21 protein-coding genes, 2 pseudogenes and 1 other annotated feature are annotated in these 21169 nt (G+C 48.2%); of the genes and pseudogenes, 15 read left to right on the top strand and 8 right to left on the bottom strand.

Annotated elements, in window-relative coordinates; all coding sequences use genetic code 11:
* The first annotated feature begins 9 nt into the window (after positions 1–9).
* Positions 10–204 (top strand): annotated as a pseudogene (locus MKR94_RS00575) (hypothetical protein).
* Positions 205–323: 119 nt separating this feature from the next.
* Positions 324–1607: a histidine-type phosphatase gene (locus tag MKR94_RS00570; protein WP_241644978.1), complete on the top strand. Its 1284-nt coding sequence runs from the start codon at positions 324–326 to the stop codon at positions 1605–1607.
* Positions 1608–1633: 26 nt separating this feature from the next.
* Here MKR94_RS00570 and rluB read toward each other — a convergent pair whose 3' ends face one another.
* A complete protein-coding gene (gene rluB, locus MKR94_RS00565; RefSeq protein ID WP_241644977.1) occupies positions 1634–2584 on the bottom strand; it encodes a 23S rRNA pseudouridine(2605) synthase RluB in 951 nt (316 codons plus the stop codon).
* A 279-nt stretch (positions 2585–2863) separates the two neighbouring features.
* Here rluB and MKR94_RS00560 point away from each other — a divergent pair, with 279 nt between their 5' ends.
* The gene (locus MKR94_RS00560; RefSeq protein WP_241644976.1) at positions 2864–3331 is read left to right on the top strand and encodes a hypothetical protein; all 468 of its coding nucleotides are present in this window, start codon (positions 2864–2866) and stop codon (positions 3329–3331) included.
* Positions 3332–3366: 35 nt separating this feature from the next.
* Here the strand turns inward: MKR94_RS00560 and MKR94_RS00555 are convergent, their stop codons facing one another.
* Both MKR94_RS00555 and rnm read right to left on the bottom strand, forming a co-directional pair.
* Positions 3367–3987, bottom strand: coding sequence for an L-threonylcarbamoyladenylate synthase (locus MKR94_RS00555; RefSeq protein ID WP_241644975.1), 621 nt, complete (start codon positions 3985–3987; stop codon positions 3367–3369).
* Positions 3988–3996: 9 nt separating this feature from the next.
* Entirely contained in the window at positions 3997–4872 is an 876-nt protein-coding gene (rnm, locus tag MKR94_RS00550; protein WP_241644974.1) for an RNase RNM, read from the bottom strand.
* A 153-nt stretch (positions 4873–5025) separates the two neighbouring features.
* Positions 5026–5134: a sequence feature (Trp leader region), on the top strand.
* A 24-nt stretch (positions 5135–5158) separates the two neighbouring features.
* Between rnm and MKR94_RS00545 the strand changes: the two genes are divergently transcribed.
* The 6 genes and pseudogenes from MKR94_RS00545 (at position 5159) to MKR94_RS00520 (ending at position 12125) form a co-directional block, all read left to right on the top strand.
* A complete protein-coding gene (locus tag MKR94_RS00545; protein ID WP_241644973.1) occupies positions 5159–6715 on the top strand; it encodes an anthranilate synthase component 1 in 1557 nt (518 codons plus the stop codon).
* Positions 6715–8304 (top strand): annotated as a pseudogene (trpD, locus tag MKR94_RS00540) (bifunctional anthranilate synthase glutamate amidotransferase component TrpG/anthranilate phosphoribosyltransferase TrpD). Before MKR94_RS00545 ends, trpD begins: the two are co-directional and overlap by 1 nt.
* 1 nt (position 8305) lies before the next feature.
* A complete protein-coding gene (gene trpCF, locus MKR94_RS00535; protein ID WP_241644972.1) occupies positions 8306–9673 on the top strand; it encodes a bifunctional indole-3-glycerol-phosphate synthase TrpC/phosphoribosylanthranilate isomerase TrpF in 1368 nt (455 codons plus the stop codon).
* 19 nt (positions 9674–9692) lie between these two features.
* A complete protein-coding gene (trpB, locus tag MKR94_RS00530) occupies positions 9693–10883 on the top strand; it encodes a tryptophan synthase subunit beta (protein WP_241644971.1) in 1191 nt (396 codons plus the stop codon).
* The gene (gene trpA / locus MKR94_RS00525) at positions 10883–11701 is read left to right on the top strand and encodes a tryptophan synthase subunit alpha (protein ID WP_241644970.1); all 819 of its coding nucleotides are present in this window, start codon (positions 10883–10885) and stop codon (positions 11699–11701) included. Before trpB ends, trpA begins: the two co-directional genes overlap by 1 nt.
* A 109-nt stretch (positions 11702–11810) precedes the next feature.
* Positions 11811–12125: a BON domain-containing protein gene (locus MKR94_RS00520; protein WP_241644969.1), complete on the top strand. Its 315-nt coding sequence runs from the start codon at positions 11811–11813 to the stop codon at positions 12123–12125.
* 39 nt (positions 12126–12164) lie between these two features.
* On the opposite strand, the gene ompW is transcribed toward MKR94_RS00520, so the two are convergent.
* Entirely contained in the window at positions 12165–12797 is a 633-nt protein-coding gene (gene ompW, locus MKR94_RS00515; protein WP_241644968.1) for an outer membrane protein OmpW, read from the bottom strand.
* A 307-nt stretch (positions 12798–13104) separates the two neighbouring features.
* Here ompW and MKR94_RS00510 point away from each other — a divergent pair, with 307 nt between their 5' ends.
* From MKR94_RS00510 to yciA, 3 genes are read left to right on the top strand one after another with little or no spacing between them, the layout of a single operon-like run.
* Complete coding sequence (locus MKR94_RS00510) at positions 13105–13839, top strand: YciC family protein (protein ID WP_241644967.1); 735 nt, start codon at positions 13105–13107, stop codon at positions 13837–13839.
* A gap of 41 nt (positions 13840–13880) precedes the next feature.
* On the top strand, positions 13881–14417 hold the full coding sequence (locus MKR94_RS00505) for a septation protein A (RefSeq protein WP_241644966.1): 537 nt from the start codon (positions 13881–13883) through the stop codon (positions 14415–14417).
* Positions 14418–14452: 35 nt separating this feature from the next.
* Positions 14453–14875, top strand: a complete 423-nt coding sequence (gene yciA / locus MKR94_RS00500) for an acyl-CoA thioester hydrolase YciA (protein WP_241583798.1) — start codon at positions 14453–14455, stop codon at positions 14873–14875.
* A 36-nt stretch (positions 14876–14911) separates the two neighbouring features.
* Here yciA and MKR94_RS00495 read toward each other — a convergent pair whose 3' ends face one another.
* Positions 14912–15691, bottom strand: a complete 780-nt coding sequence (locus MKR94_RS00495; RefSeq protein WP_241644965.1) for an energy transducer TonB — start codon at positions 15689–15691, stop codon at positions 14912–14914.
* A gap of 168 nt (positions 15692–15859) precedes the next feature.
* Between MKR94_RS00495 and MKR94_RS00490 the strand changes: the two genes are divergently transcribed.
* From MKR94_RS00490 to MKR94_RS00480, 3 genes are all read left to right on the top strand, one after another.
* Positions 15860–16156: a YciI family protein gene (locus MKR94_RS00490; protein ID WP_048912202.1), complete on the top strand. Its 297-nt coding sequence runs from the start codon at positions 15860–15862 to the stop codon at positions 16154–16156.
* A gap of 227 nt (positions 16157–16383) precedes the next feature.
* On the top strand, positions 16384–17850 hold the full coding sequence (gene cls, locus MKR94_RS00485) for a cardiolipin synthase (protein WP_241644964.1): 1467 nt from the start codon (positions 16384–16386) through the stop codon (positions 17848–17850).
* Positions 17851–17895: 45 nt separating this feature from the next.
* Complete coding sequence (locus MKR94_RS00480) at positions 17896–18219, top strand: HI1450 family dsDNA-mimic protein (RefSeq protein WP_241644963.1); 324 nt, start codon at positions 17896–17898, stop codon at positions 18217–18219.
* Positions 18220–18260: 41 nt separating this feature from the next.
* On the opposite strand, the gene oppF is transcribed toward MKR94_RS00480, so the two are convergent.
* Genes oppF through oppC form a run of 3 tightly spaced genes read right to left on the bottom strand, consistent with a single transcriptional unit; the run spans position 18261 to position 21168 of the window.
* Positions 18261–19268, bottom strand: a complete 1008-nt coding sequence (gene oppF / locus MKR94_RS00475) for a murein tripeptide/oligopeptide ABC transporter ATP binding protein OppF (RefSeq protein WP_241644962.1) — start codon at positions 19266–19268, stop codon at positions 18261–18263.
* A complete protein-coding gene (gene oppD, locus MKR94_RS00470; RefSeq protein ID WP_241644961.1) occupies positions 19265–20251 on the bottom strand; it encodes an ABC transporter ATP-binding protein in 987 nt (328 codons plus the stop codon). The genes oppF and oppD overlap by 4 nt, the downstream gene beginning before the upstream one ends.
* Positions 20252–20259: 8 nt before the next feature.
* Positions 20260–21168, bottom strand: a complete 909-nt coding sequence (gene oppC, locus MKR94_RS00465) for an oligopeptide ABC transporter permease OppC (protein ID WP_241644960.1) — start codon at positions 21166–21168, stop codon at positions 20260–20262.
* Between the last annotated feature and the right edge of the window lies 1 nt (position 21169).

Genomic DNA, 21169 nt, shown 5'->3' with positions numbered 1-21169 from the left:
TATCAGCAGTTGCTCAAACCAGATTTATGTAACCTACAACTTTTGGTGGTCATTTTGGTGGTCTTGACAGGAAGAGTATTCTAATTTAGCTTGATTATTAGCCAGTTACTGGCAAAGGCGATCCCAGTCAGAGGAGCCAAATTCTTAAAAAAAGCCAGTTATCGAGAGATAACTGGCTTTTTTAATCATACGTTTTTCCATTAATTATAATCATTTCCCCCTGTATTAAACAAAGACCCAGAAAATTTGTCTTAAAAAACTGCGAAGGCCGCAGCTCGATGCTACTCTTGCCGCTTAGTCAGTAGAAAAAAGGTCGCAGTTTCATGCCCCGCTCTCTCATAAAAAATGCGTTGATTATCGGCTGTATTGGATTGTTGGGCTATACGTCACTAAGTGAAGCCGCTTCGCGCTTCATACTCGATAAAGTCGTGGTAGTCGCTCGCCACGGTGTTCGTTCCCCCACCGATGACCGCGACTATAGCGCACTCACCGGTCAGCACTGGCCAAAGTGGAGTGTTCCCGCCGGTCATCTAACAGGACATGGCTATGCAGGAATGGTACAGCAGGGTAAATTTTTCGCTGAACAGTGGCAACATTGGGGGTTAACACTCCCTCTCCACCAGGGGTGTCCAGCCCGACAGAGTGTGAGCGTATGGACGGCACCCGATCAGCGTACTCAGGCCACAGGCAGCGCCCTACTTGATGGGTTGTTCCCTGGATGTGGCATACCCATAGCGCATACACACTCTGCAGCCGACCCACTGTTTGATGCGAATAAGATGGCACTAACGCCACCTAATACAGCCTTAATCCTAAATCAAATTCATGCGCGAATGGCAGCAGAAGCCCCCTTGACCGAGCACTATCGTGCCGCAGTGGCGTTGTTCCGCCAAGCGGTATGCGCCCCACACTTGGCAAGCTGTGCATTTTTGGATACCCCGTGGGACATTACTCTCACAGCTAACAGTCAACCCAAGTTAGCGGGTCCGGTGGCGCACGCAGCATCGATGGCGGAGACTATCAGGCTTGCTTACAGCGAAAACCTCCCCCTTTCTGAGGTGGCTTTTGGCCACATACGACAGGCTAAAGATGTTGGTGCATTAATGGCATTACACGCAGCGAAATATGACCTTGTCAGCGATACCCCTGAATACGCTAGACAAGGTGGCTCGCTGCTGATGACACAAATTCTGGATGCCTTGACGGATGATGCTTCCCGCTACGCTTCGCACTTAGCCAGCCCGATCGTCCTATTCGTCGGTCATGATACTAATATCGCGCAATTACAAACCATGCTCGACTTCAATTGGCAGCTAGCAGAATATCCTCGTAACGATATTCCCCCTGGCGGTAGTTTAGTTTTTTTACGCTTTCATGACGCGACAACTGGTAAGCAGTTTATTCAGCTAAGTTTTATGACAAGAAGTCTAGACCAATGGCGTGCATTAACGCCCTTATCGTTGCAGGTTCCAATGCTGGAAGCTGATGACTTTCATAAAGGCTGTTTTCGTAATGACGACAAAACCCTCTGTCCACTCTCGCGTTTTGTTCGGCACGCTCGTCAACAAATCAAGGTTCAGGATGAGGGGGTCGTTCTTTTTAAGTAACAAAAAAAGGCCCTTTCGGGCCTCTATTACTTAGTTTGTTGACGCTTAGAACTCGGTCTCGATTTCGTTTTCGCCGTTGCCGAAGCAGGCTTTGCCTTCTGACTGGCTTCGCCTCGAGTCGCTTGCCGACGCGTGTTACCTGAAACTTGATTGTGACGTTTCACTGCGCGACGAATTTGATTCGCTTTGGTACGACGACGATCTTTCTCAACTGGCAGCTTAGAGACGGTCTCTTCACTCATCCCCACCAGCTCACGCAAATAGTTCACAGCGGTAAGATCCATCTCGGTATAGCCACCACGAGGCAGGCCTTTAGGAAGATGAATATCGCCATAGCGTACACGCATTAAGCGGCTGACTTGTACACCTACCGCTTCCCAGAGACGACGAACCTCACGGTTACGGCCTTCGGTAAGGGTTACGTTATACCACTGGTTGATCCCTTCACCACCACCAAATTTCAACGTTTTAAAGGCTGCCGGGCCATCTTCAAGTTGCACACCAAGGCTTAATTGACGGATCTTATCATCGTCAACTTGCCCAAAAACCCGCACTGCATATTCACGTTCAACTTCACGACTTGGGTGCATTAGGCGGTTAGCTAACTCACCATCGGTGGTGAACAGGAGTAAACCACAGGTATTTACATCAAGGCGGCCAACGGCTATCCAGCGTGCGCCGTGTAATTTAGGGAGACGGTCGAAAACGGTCGGGCGTCCCTCAGGATCGTTTCGGGTACACAGCTCACCTTCTGGCTTGTAGTACGCGAGGACACGACACACTTCGCTTTCCGACGCAATGACCGCCACTTGACGGCCATCAATACGAATCTTCGTTGCATTAGAGGGTTCGACCCTGTCCCCAAGCGTGGCAATTTTGCCATCAACACTCACGCGGCCTGCCGCGATCAGGGTTTCGATTTCACGACGTGAACCGTGTCCCGCTCGCGCTAAAACTTTCTGTAACTTCTCGCTCATAACTGCCTCGCTGTCGCCTTCCCAGGCATCAGTTTATAAATTCATTTAAAATCAATAACTTAAGTTATTCTCTATTGCCATTATACAGGATGACCGATGGGATGTAACGCCTTTTATCGCGCAGATTGAGGGATTTCCTTTACGGGAAAATCGCTGGACTCTATTCATGCGCTGACTTAACCTTTGGTCGTTATCAACCTCGCAAATGAGAAGCGTCATTTATTGATTGTTGAGGTCAACACAACAACCTCTGGATTTATGTTTCTAACGGAGTTCCCCATGCGTTTACCCTGTCGTCCCATCGCGCTTATCTTAAGCAGTGCGCTATTATTCGCCAGTGCCAGTTATGCAGACTCAACCACCAATATCGATCAACGACTTGACCAACTCATGGGCGCTAACAGCCATAATCAGTATCATCAGTTTTTTTTAACCTTCCAGCGAGCAGTGTCGCACCAAGATAAGCAACAAGTCGCTAGTATGTTAAGTTATCCCATTACTGCTCAAGTGGCGGGCCGTGATCGTATACTGCTTGACAAGAAAGATTTTCTTGCGGTTTATGACAAAATTTTCACCCACAGCCTGCAGGATGTCGTACGTCATCAACGTTATGAGAAACTTTTTGCGAATAGCGATGGGGTGATGATCGGCGAGCAAGGCGAAATTTGGTTCAGCGACGTGTGCCAACAGACGTCATGTTCGATCCCTGTAATAAAAATCATCAGGATTAACGGTAATTCACGTTAAAAAAGAGTGGGCAATACTGTGATTGCCCAATACTGCTATTCGAAGGGACGAGTGTCTCCCGCACCTTGTCGAACGATGACAGGCGCCCCGTCAGAGAGATCGATAACGGTGGTCGGGTGCTGACCAATCGTGCCACCATTCAGTATCAAATCAACTTGATGCCCAATAGAATCTTGGATTTCTTCGGGATCGGATTCCGCAAAGTCATTGCCTGGCAGGATAAGCGTTGTGGACATCAACGGTTCGCCTAATGCCTCTAATAAGGCTTGGGCGACCGGATGTGACGTAACACGCAATCCGATAGTTTTACGCTTTTCGTTCATCAAGCGGCGAGGGACTTCTTTCGTCGCTTTTAACAAAAAAGTGTAACTACCTGGCGTGTTATTCTTCAACAAACGGAAGGCAATATTATCCACCTGTGCGTAGGTCGAAAGTTCCGAGAGATCCCGACACATCAACGTAAAATGATGCCGTCCATCTAATTGTCTCAGACGGATAATCCGTTCCATGGCGGCTTTATCTTCAAGTTTACAACCAATCGCATAGCCCGAATCCGTTGGATAAACGATCACTGACCCTTGATTAATTTGCTCGACCGCTTGTTTAACAATACGTGGCTGAGGGTTTTCTGGGTGAATATAAAATAATTGACTCATCGTCGTCTCCTACCCCCGAGTTGGGGCAGCTAAAGCTGGAAATTTTTCCCATATGGGAACCACATCTTTCGGTAACCATAGTTTACGACCTAACTCTATCCATGCACAGGGTTGATGAAAATCAGAGCCCAGTGAGCCAGATAAGCCGTAATCCACTGCATACTTGGCCAGTTGTTGCCGTTCGTTCGGTGCCTGTTGACATTGTGCGACTTCCATCGCATCCCCGCCGACGTCGGCGAAATAAGCCAATAAACGCTTCAACCATTTGGTAGAGAGTTGATAGCGTGCAGGGTGTGCCACCACGGCCACCCCTCCAGCGTGATGGATCGCCTCCACCGCTGCGGGCAGCGTACACCATTGAGCGGGGACATACCCCGTCTTCCCGCGGGCCAGATAATGTTTAAATACCTGGGCCATTGTCTCAGCTTTACCTTGCTGAATAAGGTAACGAGCAAAATGGGCTCGGGTAATCTGCCCTGTTCCCGCCTCTTGCCGCGCCCCCTCTAGCGCACCAGCAATGCCTGCTTTCGCTAACCGTTCAGCAATCATCGCTGCGCGATCCTCTCTTCGCTGGTATTGCTGCTGTAATAGCTCCACCATCGCCGGATGATGAGGATCAAAACCTAAGCCAACGATATGTATTTCGTGATTTTCCCACAAGGTCGAGATCTCGACTCCCGAGACGAGGGTCAAATCCAGATTCTCTTCACGAATCGCGGTTTCGGCATCTTCTATTGCAGCCGTGGTGTCGTGGTCAGTAATCGCCAACACCTTAACCCCACGCTCGTAGGCACGGCGAACGAGTTCACGCGCACTCAGTAGGCCATCAGAAGCTTGGGTATGGCTATGCAAATCATAGATGATCGCGCGTACATTATCGGTCAAAATTTACTCTCTCAGACGTGTTCAACATTTCTCCTACTGATAAATCACTTTTAGTTAACCTTGAGTGTTGACAATTCCGCCGTGAACTAGTTAACTAGTACACAAGACTCCAGACAGGACACAATCTCATGATGGTTATAACAGTAAAGCATTCACAGTGGTGGCGCGTCACTCTCCCATAATCGGGCGACGTTGTCATGCATCCAGCTAAAATAACCGCTATGCAGATTTCTAAGCCCGCCCACTCGGCGGGCTTTTTATTGGAAGAATAATAGAGATAACACTCATGATATCCAGCAAACTCAAACTCATCACAGTTGAAACACCCTATTCTGCTGACCCGACTGCACTCTTTAATCAACTCTGTGGCGCGAGGCCTTCTACTTTACTGCTCGAATCGGCAGATGTAAGTAGCAAGGACGATTTACAGAGCTTGATGATAGTCGACAGCGCGTTACGTATCAGTGCGCTAGGCAATATTGTTAAGGTCCAAGCATTGAGTGCTAATGGTCGTAGCTTGTTACCCTTGCTCTCTGACAAACTTCCGACTGAAGCAGATACCTCGCTTTGCGCCGATCAGTTAATTATCACCTTTAGCGAACCAACCTTGCTACAAGATGAAGATAGCCGTTTAAAATCCGCCTCTGTTTTCGATGTGCTGCGTCTGGTCCCGACCTTAGTCGCCGATAGCGACCAACAGCGCCACGCCCTATTTTTGGGCGGACTCTTTGCTTATGACTTAGTAGCGGGATTTGAAGACCTGCCTCCTTTGCAGCAAGATCAAGCCTGCCCAGACTATTGCTTCTATCTGGCTGAAACGCTGCTAGTACTTGACCACCAAACCCAACAAGCTCGTCTTCAAGCCAGCCTATTCACTGACAGTAGCGATGAATTCCAGCGTCTGCAAGCAAGACTCCATCAGCTCCACCAGCAGATGCTCACCACACCAACCAAAGTGTCTGCTGCCCCGGTACCCGGTATGCAGCTCAGCTGTAATCAAGACGATGAGACCTATTGCAATATCGTAAAAGCGCTCCAAGTGGCCATTCGCCAAGGGGAAATTTTCCAAGTCGTTCCTTCTCGACGCTTTTCTTTACCTTGCCCCTCTCCACTGGCGGCCTACGATGTATTGAAGAAAAGTAATCCAAGTCCTTATATGTTTTTCCTACAGGACCAAGATTTCAGTCTGTTCGGCGCGTCCCCAGAAAGTTCGCTGAAATATGACGCCCAGAGCCGTCAAATAGAGATCTACCCTATTGCAGGGACCCGCCCGCGCGGTAGGCATGCAGACGGTTCGCTCAACCTTGACCTCGATAGCCGCATCGAGCTGGATATGCGTAACGATGAGAAAGAGATGTCCGAACATCTTATGTTAGTCGATTTGGCCCGTAATGACTTAGCTCGCATCTGTACACCCGGCAGTCGTTACGTGGCAGACCTTACGAAGGTAGACCGCTATACCTTCGTGATGCATCTCGTTTCTCGTGTTGTGGGCCGCTTACACAATGATCTGGACGTACTGCATGCATACCGTGCCTGTATGAATATGGGAACCTTAAGTGGTGCGCCTAAAGTTCGGGCAATGCAGCTGATTGCACAACATGAAAAGACACGTCGTGGCAGCTATGGTGGTGCCGTCGGCTATTTCACCGGCACCGGAGACTTTGATACTTGTATCGTCATCCGCTCCGCCTATATTGAAAACGGAATAGCCAGCGTGCAAGCAGGCGCAGGAGTGGTACTCGATTCAGATCCGCAGTCTGAAGCGGACGAAAGCCGAAATAAAGCGCGTGCGGTGTTAAGAGCTATCGCGACCGCCCACCATTGCCAGGAGATTTTCTAATGGCTGATATCCTATTAGTTGATAATTTTGACTCCTTTACCTACAACCTGGTCGACCAGTTACGGACGTTTGGCCATCACGTGGTTATTTTCCGTAATAACGTGCCAGTGGAACAGTTAGTCACCAAGGTGGCTAGCCTTGAGCAACCTATCGTCTTATTATCCCCAGGCCCGGGTGCCCCCAGTGAAGCGGGCTGTATGCCGGAGTTACTCAAACAGTTACGCGGTAAAGTCCCCATCATCGGTATCTGTTTAGGACACCAAGCCATCGTCGAAAGCTACGGTGGAACAGTGGGGCAAGCAGGCGAAATCCTCCATGGCAAGGCCTCGGCTATCACCCACGATAATCTCGAGATGTTCCAACATTTACCTTGCCCTTTACCTGTTGCGCGCTACCACTCGCTTGTCGGAAGTGACGTGCCGCCAAGTTTAACGGTCAATGCCACCTTCAACGGTATGGTGATGGCCGTTAGACACGATGCAGACCGTGTGTGTGGATTCCAATTTCATCCTGAATCCATCCTCACCACCCATGGTGCTAAATTACTGGAACAGACGCTTGCTTGGGCGTTAACACGATAAGGGATCTCCATGAAATTATTACTTGAGCGCCTCTATCAGGGGCAACAGATCAGTCAGCAAGAGAGTGAACAACTGTTTTCTGCCGTGGTAAAAGGCGAAATCGACCCAGTCAGTTTGGCTGGGCTATTGATCGCAATGAAAGTACGGGGCGAATCGCCACAAGAGATCGCCGGTGCCGCCAGCGCTTTCCTTAATCATGCACTCCCTTTTCCTCGCCCTGATACCCTTTTTGCGGATATTGTCGGGACGGGTGGTGATGGCTCAAACAGTATTAATATTTCAACCGCGAGTGCCTTTGTGGCAGCGGCATGCGGGTTCAAGGTAGCAAAACACGGTAATCGCAGCGTTTCGAGTAAATCTGGGTCTTCTGACCTCTTAGCGGCGTTTGGTATTAATTTGGATATGCCCCCTGCGCAAGCCCGGGCAGCCTTAGATGAGTTAAATCTCTGCTTCTTATTTGCACCGCACTATCATACGGGCTTTCGCCATGCGATGCCGGTACGCAAGCAGCTTGCCACGCGAACGCTATTTAATGTGCTCGGGCCATTGATCAACCCTGCTCGTCCTCCGTTGGCGCTGATTGGCGTCTACAGTCCTGAGTTGGTACAGCCTGTTGCCGAGACGTTACGCGTCTTAGGGTATCAACGTGCAGCAGTGGTACACGGTGGCGGTATGGATGAGATTGCGATTCATACCACAACGGACGTCGCAGAATTACGAGACGGGGAGATCACGCGTTATCAGATCAGTCCTGAGGATTTTGGCCTCTCCATGCATCCTATTGAGAGCCTTCGGGGTGGCACTCCGGAAGAAAACCGTGACATTTTAACGCAATTACTTCAGGGTAAAGGTCAGGAAGCCCATGAGCATGCCATTGCTATCAATGTTGCGATGTTAATGAAACTGTTTGGCCAAGAAAACCTACGCGAGAATGCCTCAAAAGCCCTCGACGTGTTGCGTAGTGGTGCTGCCTATCAATGTGTTACAGCGTTAGCCGCAAGAGGATAATATGCAGGGTACCGTACTTCAGAAAATCGTTGATGATAAGAAAATTTGGATAGCGGCGCGTAAAGCCGCGCAACCACTGTCAGATTTCCAAGCTGAGGTCACCCCCAGCGATCGCTCCTTTACTCAAGCATTGCGCAAGCATAACCCCGCCTTTATTTTAGAGTGTAAGAAGGCTTCGCCCTCCAAGGGCTTGATTCGTGATGTGTTCGATCCCGCAGCCATCGCCACTGTCTACCGTGACTACGCATCGGCCATCTCGGTCTTGACCGACGAGAAGTATTTCCAAGGCGACTTCGCGTTTCTACCGATTGTGCGACAAACGGTCCACCAGCCAGTGCTCTGCAAAGACTTTATGGTTGATCCTTACCAAGTCTGGTTGGCGCGCTACTATCAAGCCGATGCTATCCTATTGATGCTATCTGTATTAGACGATGATCAGTATCGCCTGCTCGCTGAGGTAGCTAAGACCTTACAGATGGGGATCCTCACCGAGGTCAGTAATCAGCAAGAGTTAGCACGCGCTATCGCGCTGAAAGCCGAGGTCGTTGGGATTAATAATCGCGATTTACGCGACCTCTCGGTGGACACGGAAAAAACCCGCCAGTTGGCGAGTCAACTGCCTGCAGGCACCTTGGTCATTAGCGAATCCGGTATTCAGCACTATTCACAAATCAATGATCTTAACCAGTATGCACAAGGTTTTTTGGTTGGCTCATCCCTGATGGCGGAAGATGATTTACGTTTTGCCGTTAAGCGTCTGCTCTCCGGCGAAAATAAAGTCTGTGGATTAACCCGTGGCCAAGACGCTCAAGACGCTTATCAAGCCGGAGCGCTTTATGGCGGATTAATTTTTGTTGAAGGCTCTCCGCGTTGCGTGAATGAAGAGCAAGCTACGCGCATCATCGAAAGCGCACCGCTGCGTTATGTCGGTGTTTTCCGCGATGTCGAAGTCGTCGATATTATCGTAAAAGTCGAAGCATTGGGCTTATCTGCAGTACAGCTTCATGGTAACGAAGATCCTTCTTACGTCCGCCGTCTGCGCGACTTATTACCCGCTAGCTGCCAAATTTGGAAAGCCTTTAAGATCGAAGGGCATTTACCCGATCGCGGTTGGATCGGCGTTGATCGCTACGTCTTCGATAACGGACACGGCGGTAGTGGCCAGTGCTTTGATTGGCAGCTACTCGCCGACCAGCCACTGGATGACATCATCTTGGCGGGTGGGCTGAATGCAGACAATATCGCCTCCGCCTTAGCACTTGGTTGTGCTGGTGTTGATCTGAATTCTGGCGTGGAAACGTCGCCAGGCATTAAGGATAAACAAAAACTGATTACCGTTTTCAACGCAATCAACACTTACGCTCAATAACAATGATTGGATACTGACAATGACATTATTAAATCCTTATTTTGGTGAGTACGGCGGGCAATATGTCCCGCAAATTCTAATGCCTGCCTTAGCGCAGCTAGAAGAAGCTTTTGTGAGTGCGCAACGTGACCCAGAATTTCAACAACAATTTACTCAACTGCTAAAAGATTACGCAGGCCGTCCAACCGCCCTCACCTTATGCCAAAACTTGACGGCGGGTACCCAGACCCGTCTTTATCTTAAGCGTGAAGATCTTCTCCACGGCGGGGCACACAAAACCAATCAGGTATTGGGTCAAGCCTTATTGGCTAAACGTATGGGGAAAAATGAGATTATCGCAGAGACCGGTGCTGGCCAGCATGGTGTGGCTTCTGCGCTCGCCTGTGCATTATTGGGCATGAAGTGTCGTATTTACATGGGGGCGAAAGATGTCGAACGTCAGTCACCCAATGTCTTCCGTATGCGATTAATGGGCGCAGAAGTGATTCCCGTCCACAGTGGTTCTGCGACGTTGAAAGATGCCTGTAATGAAGCATTACGTGATTGGTCGGGAAGTTATGAAACAGCCCACTATATGTTAGGGACCGCGGCAGGTCCGCATCCCTTCCCTACCATCGTTCGCGAATTCCAACGGATAATCGGTGAAGAGACACGTCAGCAGATTTTAGAAAAAGAGGGGCGCCTTCCTGATGCCGTTATCGCCTGTGTCGGCGGCGGATCGAACGCAATCGGGATGTTTGCAGACTTTATTGATACGCCTGAAGTACAATTGATTGGCGTAGAGCCTGCAGGTCACGGTATAGAGAGTGGCGAGCACGGTGCGCCCTTAAAACATGGTAAAACGGGCATCTATTTCGGTATGAAAGCACCGATGATGCAGACCGAGGAAGGACAAATCGAAGAGTCTTATTCCATTTCTGCTGGACTAGATTTCCCTTCTGTTGGCCCACAGCATGCCTATTTGCATAGCACTGGTCGAGCTGATTATGAGTCGATAACTGACGATGAAGCCTTAGAAGCATTTAAAGCATTATGCAAAGCGGAAGGTATCATCCCGGCATTGGAATCCTCACACGCATTGGCTCATGCCATGAAAATGGCCAAAGCAGCACCGGAGAAAGAACAACTGTTAGTCGTCAACCTCTCCGGCCGTGGCGATAAAGACATATTTACTGTGCACGATATTCTACAACAGCGTGGAGAAATTTAATGGACCGTTACGCAACACTTTTTTCCCGTTTAGCTGAGCAACACCAAGGCGCGTTTGTCCCTTTTGTAACTTTGGGAGATCCCACCCCTGAGCTCTCTTTGCAAATCATCGACGCCTTAGTCGCCGGTGGCGCAGACGCCTTAGAGCTGGGTATCCCTTTTTCTGATCCTCTTGCCGATGGCCCCACTATCCAGACCGCAACTTTGCGCGCTTTTAGCGGAGGAACGACCACCCAAAAATGCTTCGATATTTTGCATACGGTACGCAGTAAATATCCCGATCTTCCGATCGGCCTCTTAATGTATGCAAACTTGGTCTTCAGCCAAGGTATTGATGAGTTCTATCAACGTTGCGCGCAAGCTGGAGTTGACTCGGTGCTGATTGCTGATGTGCCGATCGAAGAGTCCTTGCCGTTCCGTCAAGCGGCAACCCGTCATGGTATTGCCCCAATCTTTATCTGTCCGCCAAATGCCGACGATGCATTGATGGAATCTATTGGTCAGTGGGGCCAAGGTTACACTTACCTTCTCTCTCGTGCAGGGGTAACCGGGGCAGAAAATCGCGCGACCACTTCCCTAGGCCACCTGGTTGATAAGCTTAACCAGTTCGGGGCGCCGCCTGCGATTCAAGGGTTTGGTATTTCACAACCCGAACAAGTGCGTGCGGCGATCGACTCAGGTGCCGCAGGCGCTATCGCCGGTTCTGCTACCGTAAAGATTATCGAACAGTATGCAGAGGATCCGGCGCGTTTACTTGAGGCATTAAAACAGTTCGTTACCGAGCTGAAAGCTGCCACCAAAAAGTCGCCGAAGCAGTGATTCAGATTAAGATTTCGTAGAGAAATATTAGTAGATTTCTTATTAATAAGCTAAATTTGAGCTGATCGACTGATCACTATCCAATCAAGATTCAACAGGGAGGCATCGAATGAAATTTGCAAAAATAGTGACAACGGGTTTATTAGCGACGGTACTGGGCTTATCACTTGCGGGTTGTGCGCCAACACCAAAACACGAAGGTACTGGTGGCTATATTGATGACACCGTGGTGACTACCAAAGTTAAAGCCAAGCTATTAGGCGAGAAGGATTTACGTTCAACGGAAATTAACGTCGAGACCTTTAAGGGCCGTGTACAGTTAAGTGGTTTTGTAAGTTCTGCGCAAGCGGCACAAAAAGCAGTCAATGTGACACGCACCGTACCTGGCGTTCGTTCGGTGGTGAATGGTATGCAAATTAAGTAAGCCAATTTTAAAGGCCGTTAAAACGGCCTTTTATATCGCCTAGAAACGATAACCTGCTCCTAAGAAGAAGACCACTGGGTTGATTTTAGTATCGATTGATTGGGATTCGCCAGCCGCTTTAAAGCGAACTTTCGTTTTGATATCCATATACCAAACCGATGCATTCAGCATCCAATGATCGTTTAACTGGTAGTCCATCCCCGCTTGCGCGGCATAGCCCCAAGAATCTTTAAGACGTAAGTCTGATAGACCCGCTTGGCGGCCAGTATTATTGAATTTATTATCGAAGAAAGTGGTGTAATTAATCCCGGCACCGACATAAGGTTGGAACTTCTCACTGCTATCCAGAAAATAATATTGAGCCATCAACGTCGGTGGCAGTTGGTGTACTGTGGCGATATTACCTGTGGAGCGTAAACCGACTTTATGTCTAAATGGGGTCGCCGCCAGAAGCTCCACACCAATATGATCCGTTGCCATATAGGTAAACGTCAGTCCTAATTGGGTGTTATTGCTAACGTTGAAGGAACCTAAGCCCAACACGTTATCCGAGTTCCCGGTTGGGCGGACTAGCGCTGCCCCACCACGAATGAAAAAATCGCCGGCTTGATGCGCAGAGGCCATTGCTGGGAACACAAGAGCCATGGCTAAAACAATTTTACGCGCTTTCATAAAAACTCCTGAACTTATCAATAAAAAGTGACGAAACGTAAACACCTATAATTATTGTGCCTATTCTGTCGTGTTTATCGATCAAATTCATGTGAATAATGCAGCAATTATTTCATATAAAACAAAGTCTTGATCGAGATCAAATTGAATAAGGTTTTTTACTTCTAGAGAGTTCAAAGTCTTCGTTGCTAATTCCCCAATCACGCCAATAAATCGATATAATAGAAAGTTATGTAAGTCCTGTGCCAGTTACCGACTTATCCATGTACAATTAGCGCAAGTTTTCCCTATACATCAAGGAGTTTTCATGTCCCTCACGGCCAATCAATCTTACCGTGACGCTGCTCAGCAGTTTAAGCAGCATTTCAAGCCGTTGATCTTGATTTCACTGCTCTCAGCATTTGTTACAGTATTGTTGCTTAAGACATTTCTTCCGTCGACAGACCCGTTGAGTGACTTTTTACAAAGTGGCGAAAGTACCGACTCGCTCTTTGCTCTCATTAAGGACATGAGTGACGATCAACGCAGTGTATTAATGCATATCTCGGCCGTAATGACCTTCTCTGCGCTGATAGGGAATACCTTGTTGGTAGGAGGCGTGCTGAAGTATCTCTCTGCGACAGCTCAAGGACAGGCGACAAGTGCCATCCGCGCTATCGGCGCCAGCGCACCAGTGTGGCCTCGCCTACTTATTCAGACCTTCTTATTGACCACCATCGTGCAACTCGGGTTCTATGTATTAATAGTACCGGGTGTCGTGTTAATGGTGTTGTTCTCCTTATCGCCGGTACTGCTGCTGGAAAATGATCGTGGGCTGCTGAAGACCATGAAACAGAGTGTGCCACTAGTCTGGAAAAATATCCGTCTTATCGCCCCTGCAGTGATTGCATGGTTTGTGGTAAGAATTGCGCTGACCTTTATCTTTGGTAGCTTTGGGCTAATGCCTAACAGCCTTATTTTGCTTCTCAGCAATGTGTTAGCGCACTTATCGTCAGCGTTATTATTGATTTACCTCTATCGTATTACCGCCCAGATCCGTTAATCATCTTGCAGCCTAGTCGTAGGCTGCATTAGGACTTTACAATGAAACAGTTGCTCGATTTTCTACCTTTAGTCGCTTTTTACATCTGTTACAAGCTTTACGATATCTTCGTGGCTTCCGGCGCGTTGATTATCGCTTCGGCGCTTGCGCTCATCGCAACCTGGTTTATTTATCGCAAAATCGAGAAAATGACTTGGGTAACCTTTATCTTGGTCACACTTTTCGGTTCATTAACGCTAATTTTCCATAATAATGAATTTATTAAATGGAAAGTGACGGCTATCTACGGTTTTTTTGCTTTAGCTCTGCTGTACAGCCAGTTTTTTATGAAGAAACCGATTATCCAGTCGATGTTAGGAAAAGAGGTTCAACTTCCTGATAGCCTGTGGCGTAAACTAACTTATGCTTGGGTACTCTTTTTTATCTTCTGTGGTGCACTGAATGTCTACGTGGCATTTTGGCAACCCGAAGCGGTGTGGATTAATTTTAAAATGTTTGGATTAACGATACTGACGGTGGTGTTCACCTTAGTTAATGGGCTTTTTATTTGGCGTCATATGCCACAGACAGATAAATAACAAAAACAATAATTACTTTAGTGTGGAGCAATGTCATGAGCGAAGTTATACGCAGTCCGCAAGGTGAAATGGTACTACGTACCCTTGCCATGCCAGCCGATACCAATGCCAATGGGGATATTTTCGGCGGTTGGGTCATGTCACAGATGGACATGGGAGGCGCGATACTGGCAAAAGAGATCGCTGAAGGCCGGGTAGTGACCGTCCGCGTCGATGGTATGACTTTCCTTAAACCAGTTGCGGTGGGGGATGTCGTCAGCTGTTATGCAAGTTGTATCAAGACGGGGAACAGTTCAATCACTATCAATGTGGAAGTATGGATTAAAAAGGTGTCATCTGAGCCAATTGGTCAACGTTATTGTACGACTGAGGCGGTCTTTATCTATGTTGCGGTGGACGAACAAGGTAAACCTCGTTCACTGCCCGCGCAGACACAAGGTCTTCCCCACTCTGCCTAATCTGATGAAAGCGTGAAGAAACCTTCACGCTGTTTATCATTGTTCGATTGACGAACTTCCGTCGATTCTAAAGATAATGTTATAAGTTTGACCTTGTGCAGGATGCCCCGGGGCATAACGCCAGCGTCTGATTGCATTTCTGACTTCGCGATCAAACATTCCTCTAGGCTCTGCTGAAACGATGTCAATATTATCAACGGCCCCACTCGCATCCACATCAAATTTGACGCGAACACGGCCTTCTACGTGCAACGCTAAGGCTCGGGCAGGATAAGCTGGATTGACCGTCGCTAAGCGCTGCGGTTTCCCCTCTGACACACTTTTCTGCTGATCAGTGGATTTTTGTGGCGCGGTTTGTGCTCGCGTTTGCGGCTGAGTATTTTGTTGGTTAAAAGGATTATCCTGCGCGGGCGGTGCTTTATGCTCGACCGGCTTTTCCACTGGTTTGTGCACCACTGGCTTAGGTTTCTCGTGTTGTACCGGTTTGTGAACGACTTTTTTCACCGGTTTAGGCTTAGGCTTTTCCACCGGTATGTCGACTTTTTGTTCAACTGGCGGTTGCTCAACTTGGGGCGCCGGCGTGGGTTCCGGAGACGAAATTGGCTGCGGTGTTGCGGGGGCACTTTTCGCGGCAAGCTCAGGTTGAACTTCAGGCGCAATCAATGAGACATTGATTGCCTGCTGAGGAGGAGGCAACTGAAAATCACGATTCATCGAAGCGTACAGTAATCCTGCAATCACTGCACCATGCAATGCAATAGAGACGATTGTCGCAATCGATCCACGTTTAGGTAACTCTTCGGTTAGACTGCTCATAATATTCTTTCGCTCAAAGTATTACCGATATTCTAAATGCAAATAGCAATCAGTTTCAATGCTGTTTTCATTACAGCTAGAGAAATACGATCTCCTCTGCTTTTTCATTGCACCCTGCGTCATATTACAGTAACTTTCATCTTTTACCCTACCCACAAAGGTGTTCCTGTGCTTTATGTCATTTACGCGGAAGATAATAAAGATTCATTAGAGAAGCGTCTTAGTGTACGAGCAGCTCATCTCGCCCGATTACAGATTTTAAAAGATGAAGACCGTCTCCTGACCGCAGGACCTATGCCGATCGCCGACAGTGAAGACCCCGGACATGCTGGATTCTCTGGATCGGTGATCATTGCTGAATTTGCCTCTCTTGACGAGGCGCAAACCTGGGCTAATGACGATCCCTACGTTGCTGCTGGGATATACCAAACCGTTACCGTACGTCCTTTTAAACGCGTTTTTTAATCCAACCATTTTGACTTAGCGGGGAAGATTATAGGCTATCTCCGCTAAATCCCCCTCAATATGTCCTTCTGTGACCTATGGTTCCTGTAGAATGCTTCCCTAAACCCGTCTTTTTAGAGTTTTTTTCCTGATCAAATCGCGTGACCAGTAAAAATCCGGAATTGGTTTACATTCCTTATACACCACGTACACTACACTCAACTCTATTTGGGAAATCAATTCAGCCTATGACCTCAGCGACTTTTTATGGCGTTCTAAACGGTGTCATCCTCTTTAGTTACTGGCTATTGATAGCTACCGTGACGATTAGAATCCTAATAAAGCGCCGAACAGTCTCTTCTTCCATGGTCTGGTTACTCATCATCTTCTTCCTACCGCTATTAGGGGTGATAGCCTATATCGCCTTTGGCGAACTTTACCTAGGTAGGCGCCGAGCGGAACGTGCACGGAGTATGTGGCCAGCGACTGCACAGTGGCTTCTAGACTTAAAAAGTTGCCAGCATATCTTCGCGACCCATACCAGTGATGTGGCCAGCAGCCTGTTTAATCTCTGTGAGAACCGACAAGGTATTCCTGGCGTGAAAGGGAATCAGCTACAACTTCTGACCAGTGCACAAGATGTTATGACAGCGCTCATTCGCGATATCAACCTCGCTCATCACAGGATTGAAATGGTTTTCTATATTTGGCAGCCTGGTGGTAAAAGCGATCACGTCGCCAATGCCCTTATCAGTGCTGCCCGACGCGGTGTGACCTGCCGGGTACTGCTTGACTGTGCGGGGAGCCGACAATTTTTTAAAAGTGCTTGGCCTGAGAGAATGCGACATGCGGGTATCGAAGTGGTTCAAGCACTACCAGTCAATGTGTTTCGTTTTTTTCTTCGTCGCTTGGACTTACGCCAGCACAGAAAAATCGTGCTTATTGATAATGCTATCGCTTATACCGGTAGCATGAATATGGTGGATCCTCGCTTTTTCAAACAAGATGCGGGTGTTGGCCAGTGGGTTGACTTAATGGCTCGCATGGAAGGCCCCGTCGCGACAACGTTGGGGATTGTTTACTCTTGCGACTGGGAAATTGAAACCGGCGAGAGAGTCCTTCCGCCGTTGCCCGAACGCGTTAGCATGCCATTTGAGCAATCTTCTGGGCATACTATTCACGTTATTGCTTCAGGCCCTGGATTTCCTGAAGATCTTATCCATCAAGCCTTATTGACGGCCATTTATGCCTCACGCGAAAGCTTGATAATGACCACACCTTATTTTGTCCCCAGCGATGATCTCCTACATGCCATCTGTACTGCCGCGCTACGTGGCGTTGACGTCAGTTTGATCGTCCCAAGGAAGAATGATTCTCTGCTCGTAGGTTGGGCAAGCCGAGCTTTTTTTAGCGAATTACTCGATGCAGGAGTCAAGATCTATCTCTTTGAGGAAGATTTACTGCACACCAAAAGTGTCTTGATCGATGGTGAGCTTAGCCTGATTGGCACGGTAAATTTAGACATGCGCAGTTTATGGTTAAATTTTGAAATCACTTTGGTCATTGATGATGCTGATTTCGGTAATGATCTGGACTGCGTGCAACGCGATTATATTGCTCGCTCATCCCTCCTCTCTAAAGAACAGTGGTTGCACCGCGCTTATTGGAAACGTATTGTCGAACGATTGTTTTACTTCTTGAGCCCATTATTGTAAAACAGCCTTAATTTGTCTCTCTTACTGAAAATAACTAGGTTACTTATGGATTTAAATAATCGCCTTACCGAAGATGAAACACTAGAACAAGCCTATGATATTTTCTTGGAGCTGGCCGCCGATAACTTAGACCCTGCCGACACGATTCTGTTTAATCTCCAATTTGAATCCCGTGGCGGTGCAGAACTTCATGACCCTTCGGCTGATTGGGAAGAGCACGTTGATTTTGATCTAAACCCAGATTTTTTCGCTGAAGTCGTCATTGGGCTTGGGGACGATGAAGATGCGCCGATCACCGATATTTTCGCCCGTATTCTACTGTGTAGAGAAAAAGACCATAAACTCTGCCACATCTTGTGGCGAGAATAAGTCAGTTCTATACGCCCTAGCTACCGCTAGGGCGTAGTCCATTACAGTGGGTCAACTTTCAGACATGACACTGCATGACTGAAATTACCTTCTAATACCGGTTTGGTTTTTGCGCATTCCGCCACTGCTTGCGGGCAGCGCGTACGAAAGACACAGCCTGAAGGTGGATCGATCGGTGAGGGAAGTTCCCCTTCGAGTAACTGAACCTGCTTGGTCAGCTCTTTATCCGGATCGGGAATTGGCACCGCAGACATCAAAGCTTGGGTGTAAGGATGCAGCGGTTGGTGATATACCTGATCGTAGGTTCCCAACTCGACGGCATGGCCTAAGTACATAACCAATACCCGATCAGAAATATGTTTGACCACCGCTAAATCATGGGCAATAAAAATAAGCGATAGCCCCATTTCACGCTGCAGTTTCTGGAGTAAGTTTACCACTTGAGCTTGAATCGATACGTCCAATGCAGAGACGGGTTCGTCGCAGATCACTAACTTCGGTTCTAAGATGAGCGCACGGGCGATACCGATACGCTGACATTGTCCGCCGGAAAACTCATGTGGATAACGGTTTATCAGATTAGGTAATAGCCCCACTTTCATCATCATCGCGCGGACTTTCTCGCTAACTTCTCGTTTCGCCATCTTCGGATAATACGTTTTCAACGGTTCTGCAATAATGTCACCGACCGTCATACGGGGATTTAATGAGGCAAGCGGATCTTGGAAAATCATTTGAATATCGCTACGCGCGTCGCGCCAAGCTTTATCATCTTGCCCTAACAGATCACGTCCCAACCACGTCACCCGTCCTCCTTTGGCTTTAACGAGGCCAATAATCGCGCGGGCAAGTGTCGATTTCCCGCAGCCCGATTCACCGACCACGCCCAGGGTTTCGCCCTCATAAAGCCGTAAGCTAACGCCATTGACCGCTTTCAAGCTCTTCTTAGGCTGCCAGAACCACTGCTTACCGTCTTTAATATCGAAGTGGACACGTAAGTCAGCGATTTCGAGTAAAACTTTTCTATCTTGTAGCGCGATATCATTCATCGTGCGACCTCCAGAGGGTGGTGACAAGCGCGCAGACGTCCTGCTGCAAAAGCCTCGAGTTGCGGTGATTGACGGCAACTTTCGGTCGCATAAGCGCATCGTGGTTGGAAAGGACAACCACTGGGAAGACGTAATAAATTAGGGGGATTGCCCGGTATGGTCAGTAAGCTCTCCTCATCGCTATCCAAACGTGGCACAGCATTGAGTAATCCTTGTGAATAAGGGTGTACCGGCTGATAGAAGATATCCCGTGCGCTACCATACTCCATTGTCCGGCCGGCATACATCACCAAAACTTTGTCACAAATCCCGGCGACCACCCCTAAGTCATGGGTAATCATGATAATGGCGGTATTGAACTCGTGTTTAAGCTCGTTCAATAGCGTCATGATTTGCGCTTGAACGGTCACATCCAGTGCGGTTGTCGGTTCATCCGCAATTAATAGCTTTGGCTGACATAGCAGCGCCATAGCGATCATCACCCGTTGTCGCATCCCGCCGGAAAATTCATGCGGGTACATCGCCATTCGCTTTTGTGCTTCCGGCATTTTGACCGCGTCTAACATCTGTAGAGAGTGCTTAAATGCCTCTCTCTTACTCATTCCTTTATGCAGTCTAAGCACTTCGATGAGTTGGTCACCCACTTTCATATAGGGGTTCAACGAAGTCATCGGATCTTGGAATATCATCGCCATCTCTTCAGCGCGCAGTCGATTTAACTGGGCTTCAGGAAGGTTGAGGATCTCTTGGCCATTAAAGCGCGCAGAGCCACCAATACGACCGTTCTTTGCCAATAATCCCATCAGGGCGAAAGCAGTTTGCGATTTTCCTGAACCTGATTCGCCAACGATGCCCAGGGTTTCCCCAGGCTTTAATGAAAAATTGAGATCATTGACAGCCGTGACATCACCATCATGCGTACTAAAAGTGACGCGTAAATCTTTGACATCAAGCAGTAATGGGTGCTGTGTTAATGAAATCATCGTCCCTCCTAGCGGTCTTTAGGATCGAGCGCATCGCGTAAGCCATCGCCGATAAAGTTAAAACAAAACAGTGTGACGACTAAGAATCCCGCTGGAAACAGTAACAACCAAGGAGAAACTTCCATTGAGTTAGCCCCATCGCTGAGCAAAGCGCCCCAGCTACTGAGCGGCTCTTGGGTGCCAAGCCCTAAGAAGCTAAGAAAAGATTCGAATAAGATCATACTGGGTACTAATAACGACGCGTAAACCACCACGACACCCAAAACGTTTGGCACAATGTGACGGATCACAATTTTCACGGTGGACACACCACCCACTTGTGCGGCTTCAATAAACTCTTTGCGCTTCAGCCCTAACGTTTGCCCCCGTACAATCCTCGCCATATCGAGCCATGACACCATCCCTATCGCGACGAAGATCAGCAGAATATTTCGACCAAAAAAGGTGACCAGCAAAATAACGAAGAACATAAAAGGAAAAGAGTTAAGGATTTCCAAGATACGCATCATGACAGCATCGACTTTTCCACCGAGATAACCGGCTAGTGAACCGTAAAAAGTCCCCACAATGACCGCGATAATTGCAGAAGCGACGCCAACCATTAATGAGATCCTGCCACCAATCGCCACACGGACCAGTAAATCACGACCTGAAGAGTCAGTACCAAAGTAGTGCTTAGAGGCTAAATCTGGGGCGGCTGACATCATCGACCAATCAGTGTCGTCGTAGGCGAAAGAGGATAACAGTGGTGCGAAAATGACGAAGAGCACAATACACAGCAAAATAATTAAGCTGAAGAGGGCTGCACGGTTATGAATAAAACGTCGACGGGCATCTTGCCATAAACTACGCCCTTCAATATCGAGTTGCTCAGTAAAAGCTTCGACCGCCTGACTATTTTTTTTACTTGCTAACATG

The organism is Rosenbergiella metrosideri (genome assembly GCF_022602565.1).
Lineage (GTDB): Bacteria > Pseudomonadota > Gammaproteobacteria > Enterobacterales > Enterobacteriaceae > Rosenbergiella > Rosenbergiella metrosideri.
The sequence above is the reverse complement of the archived record's forward strand: the minus strand, read 5'-3'. Positions and strand labels throughout refer to the sequence as shown.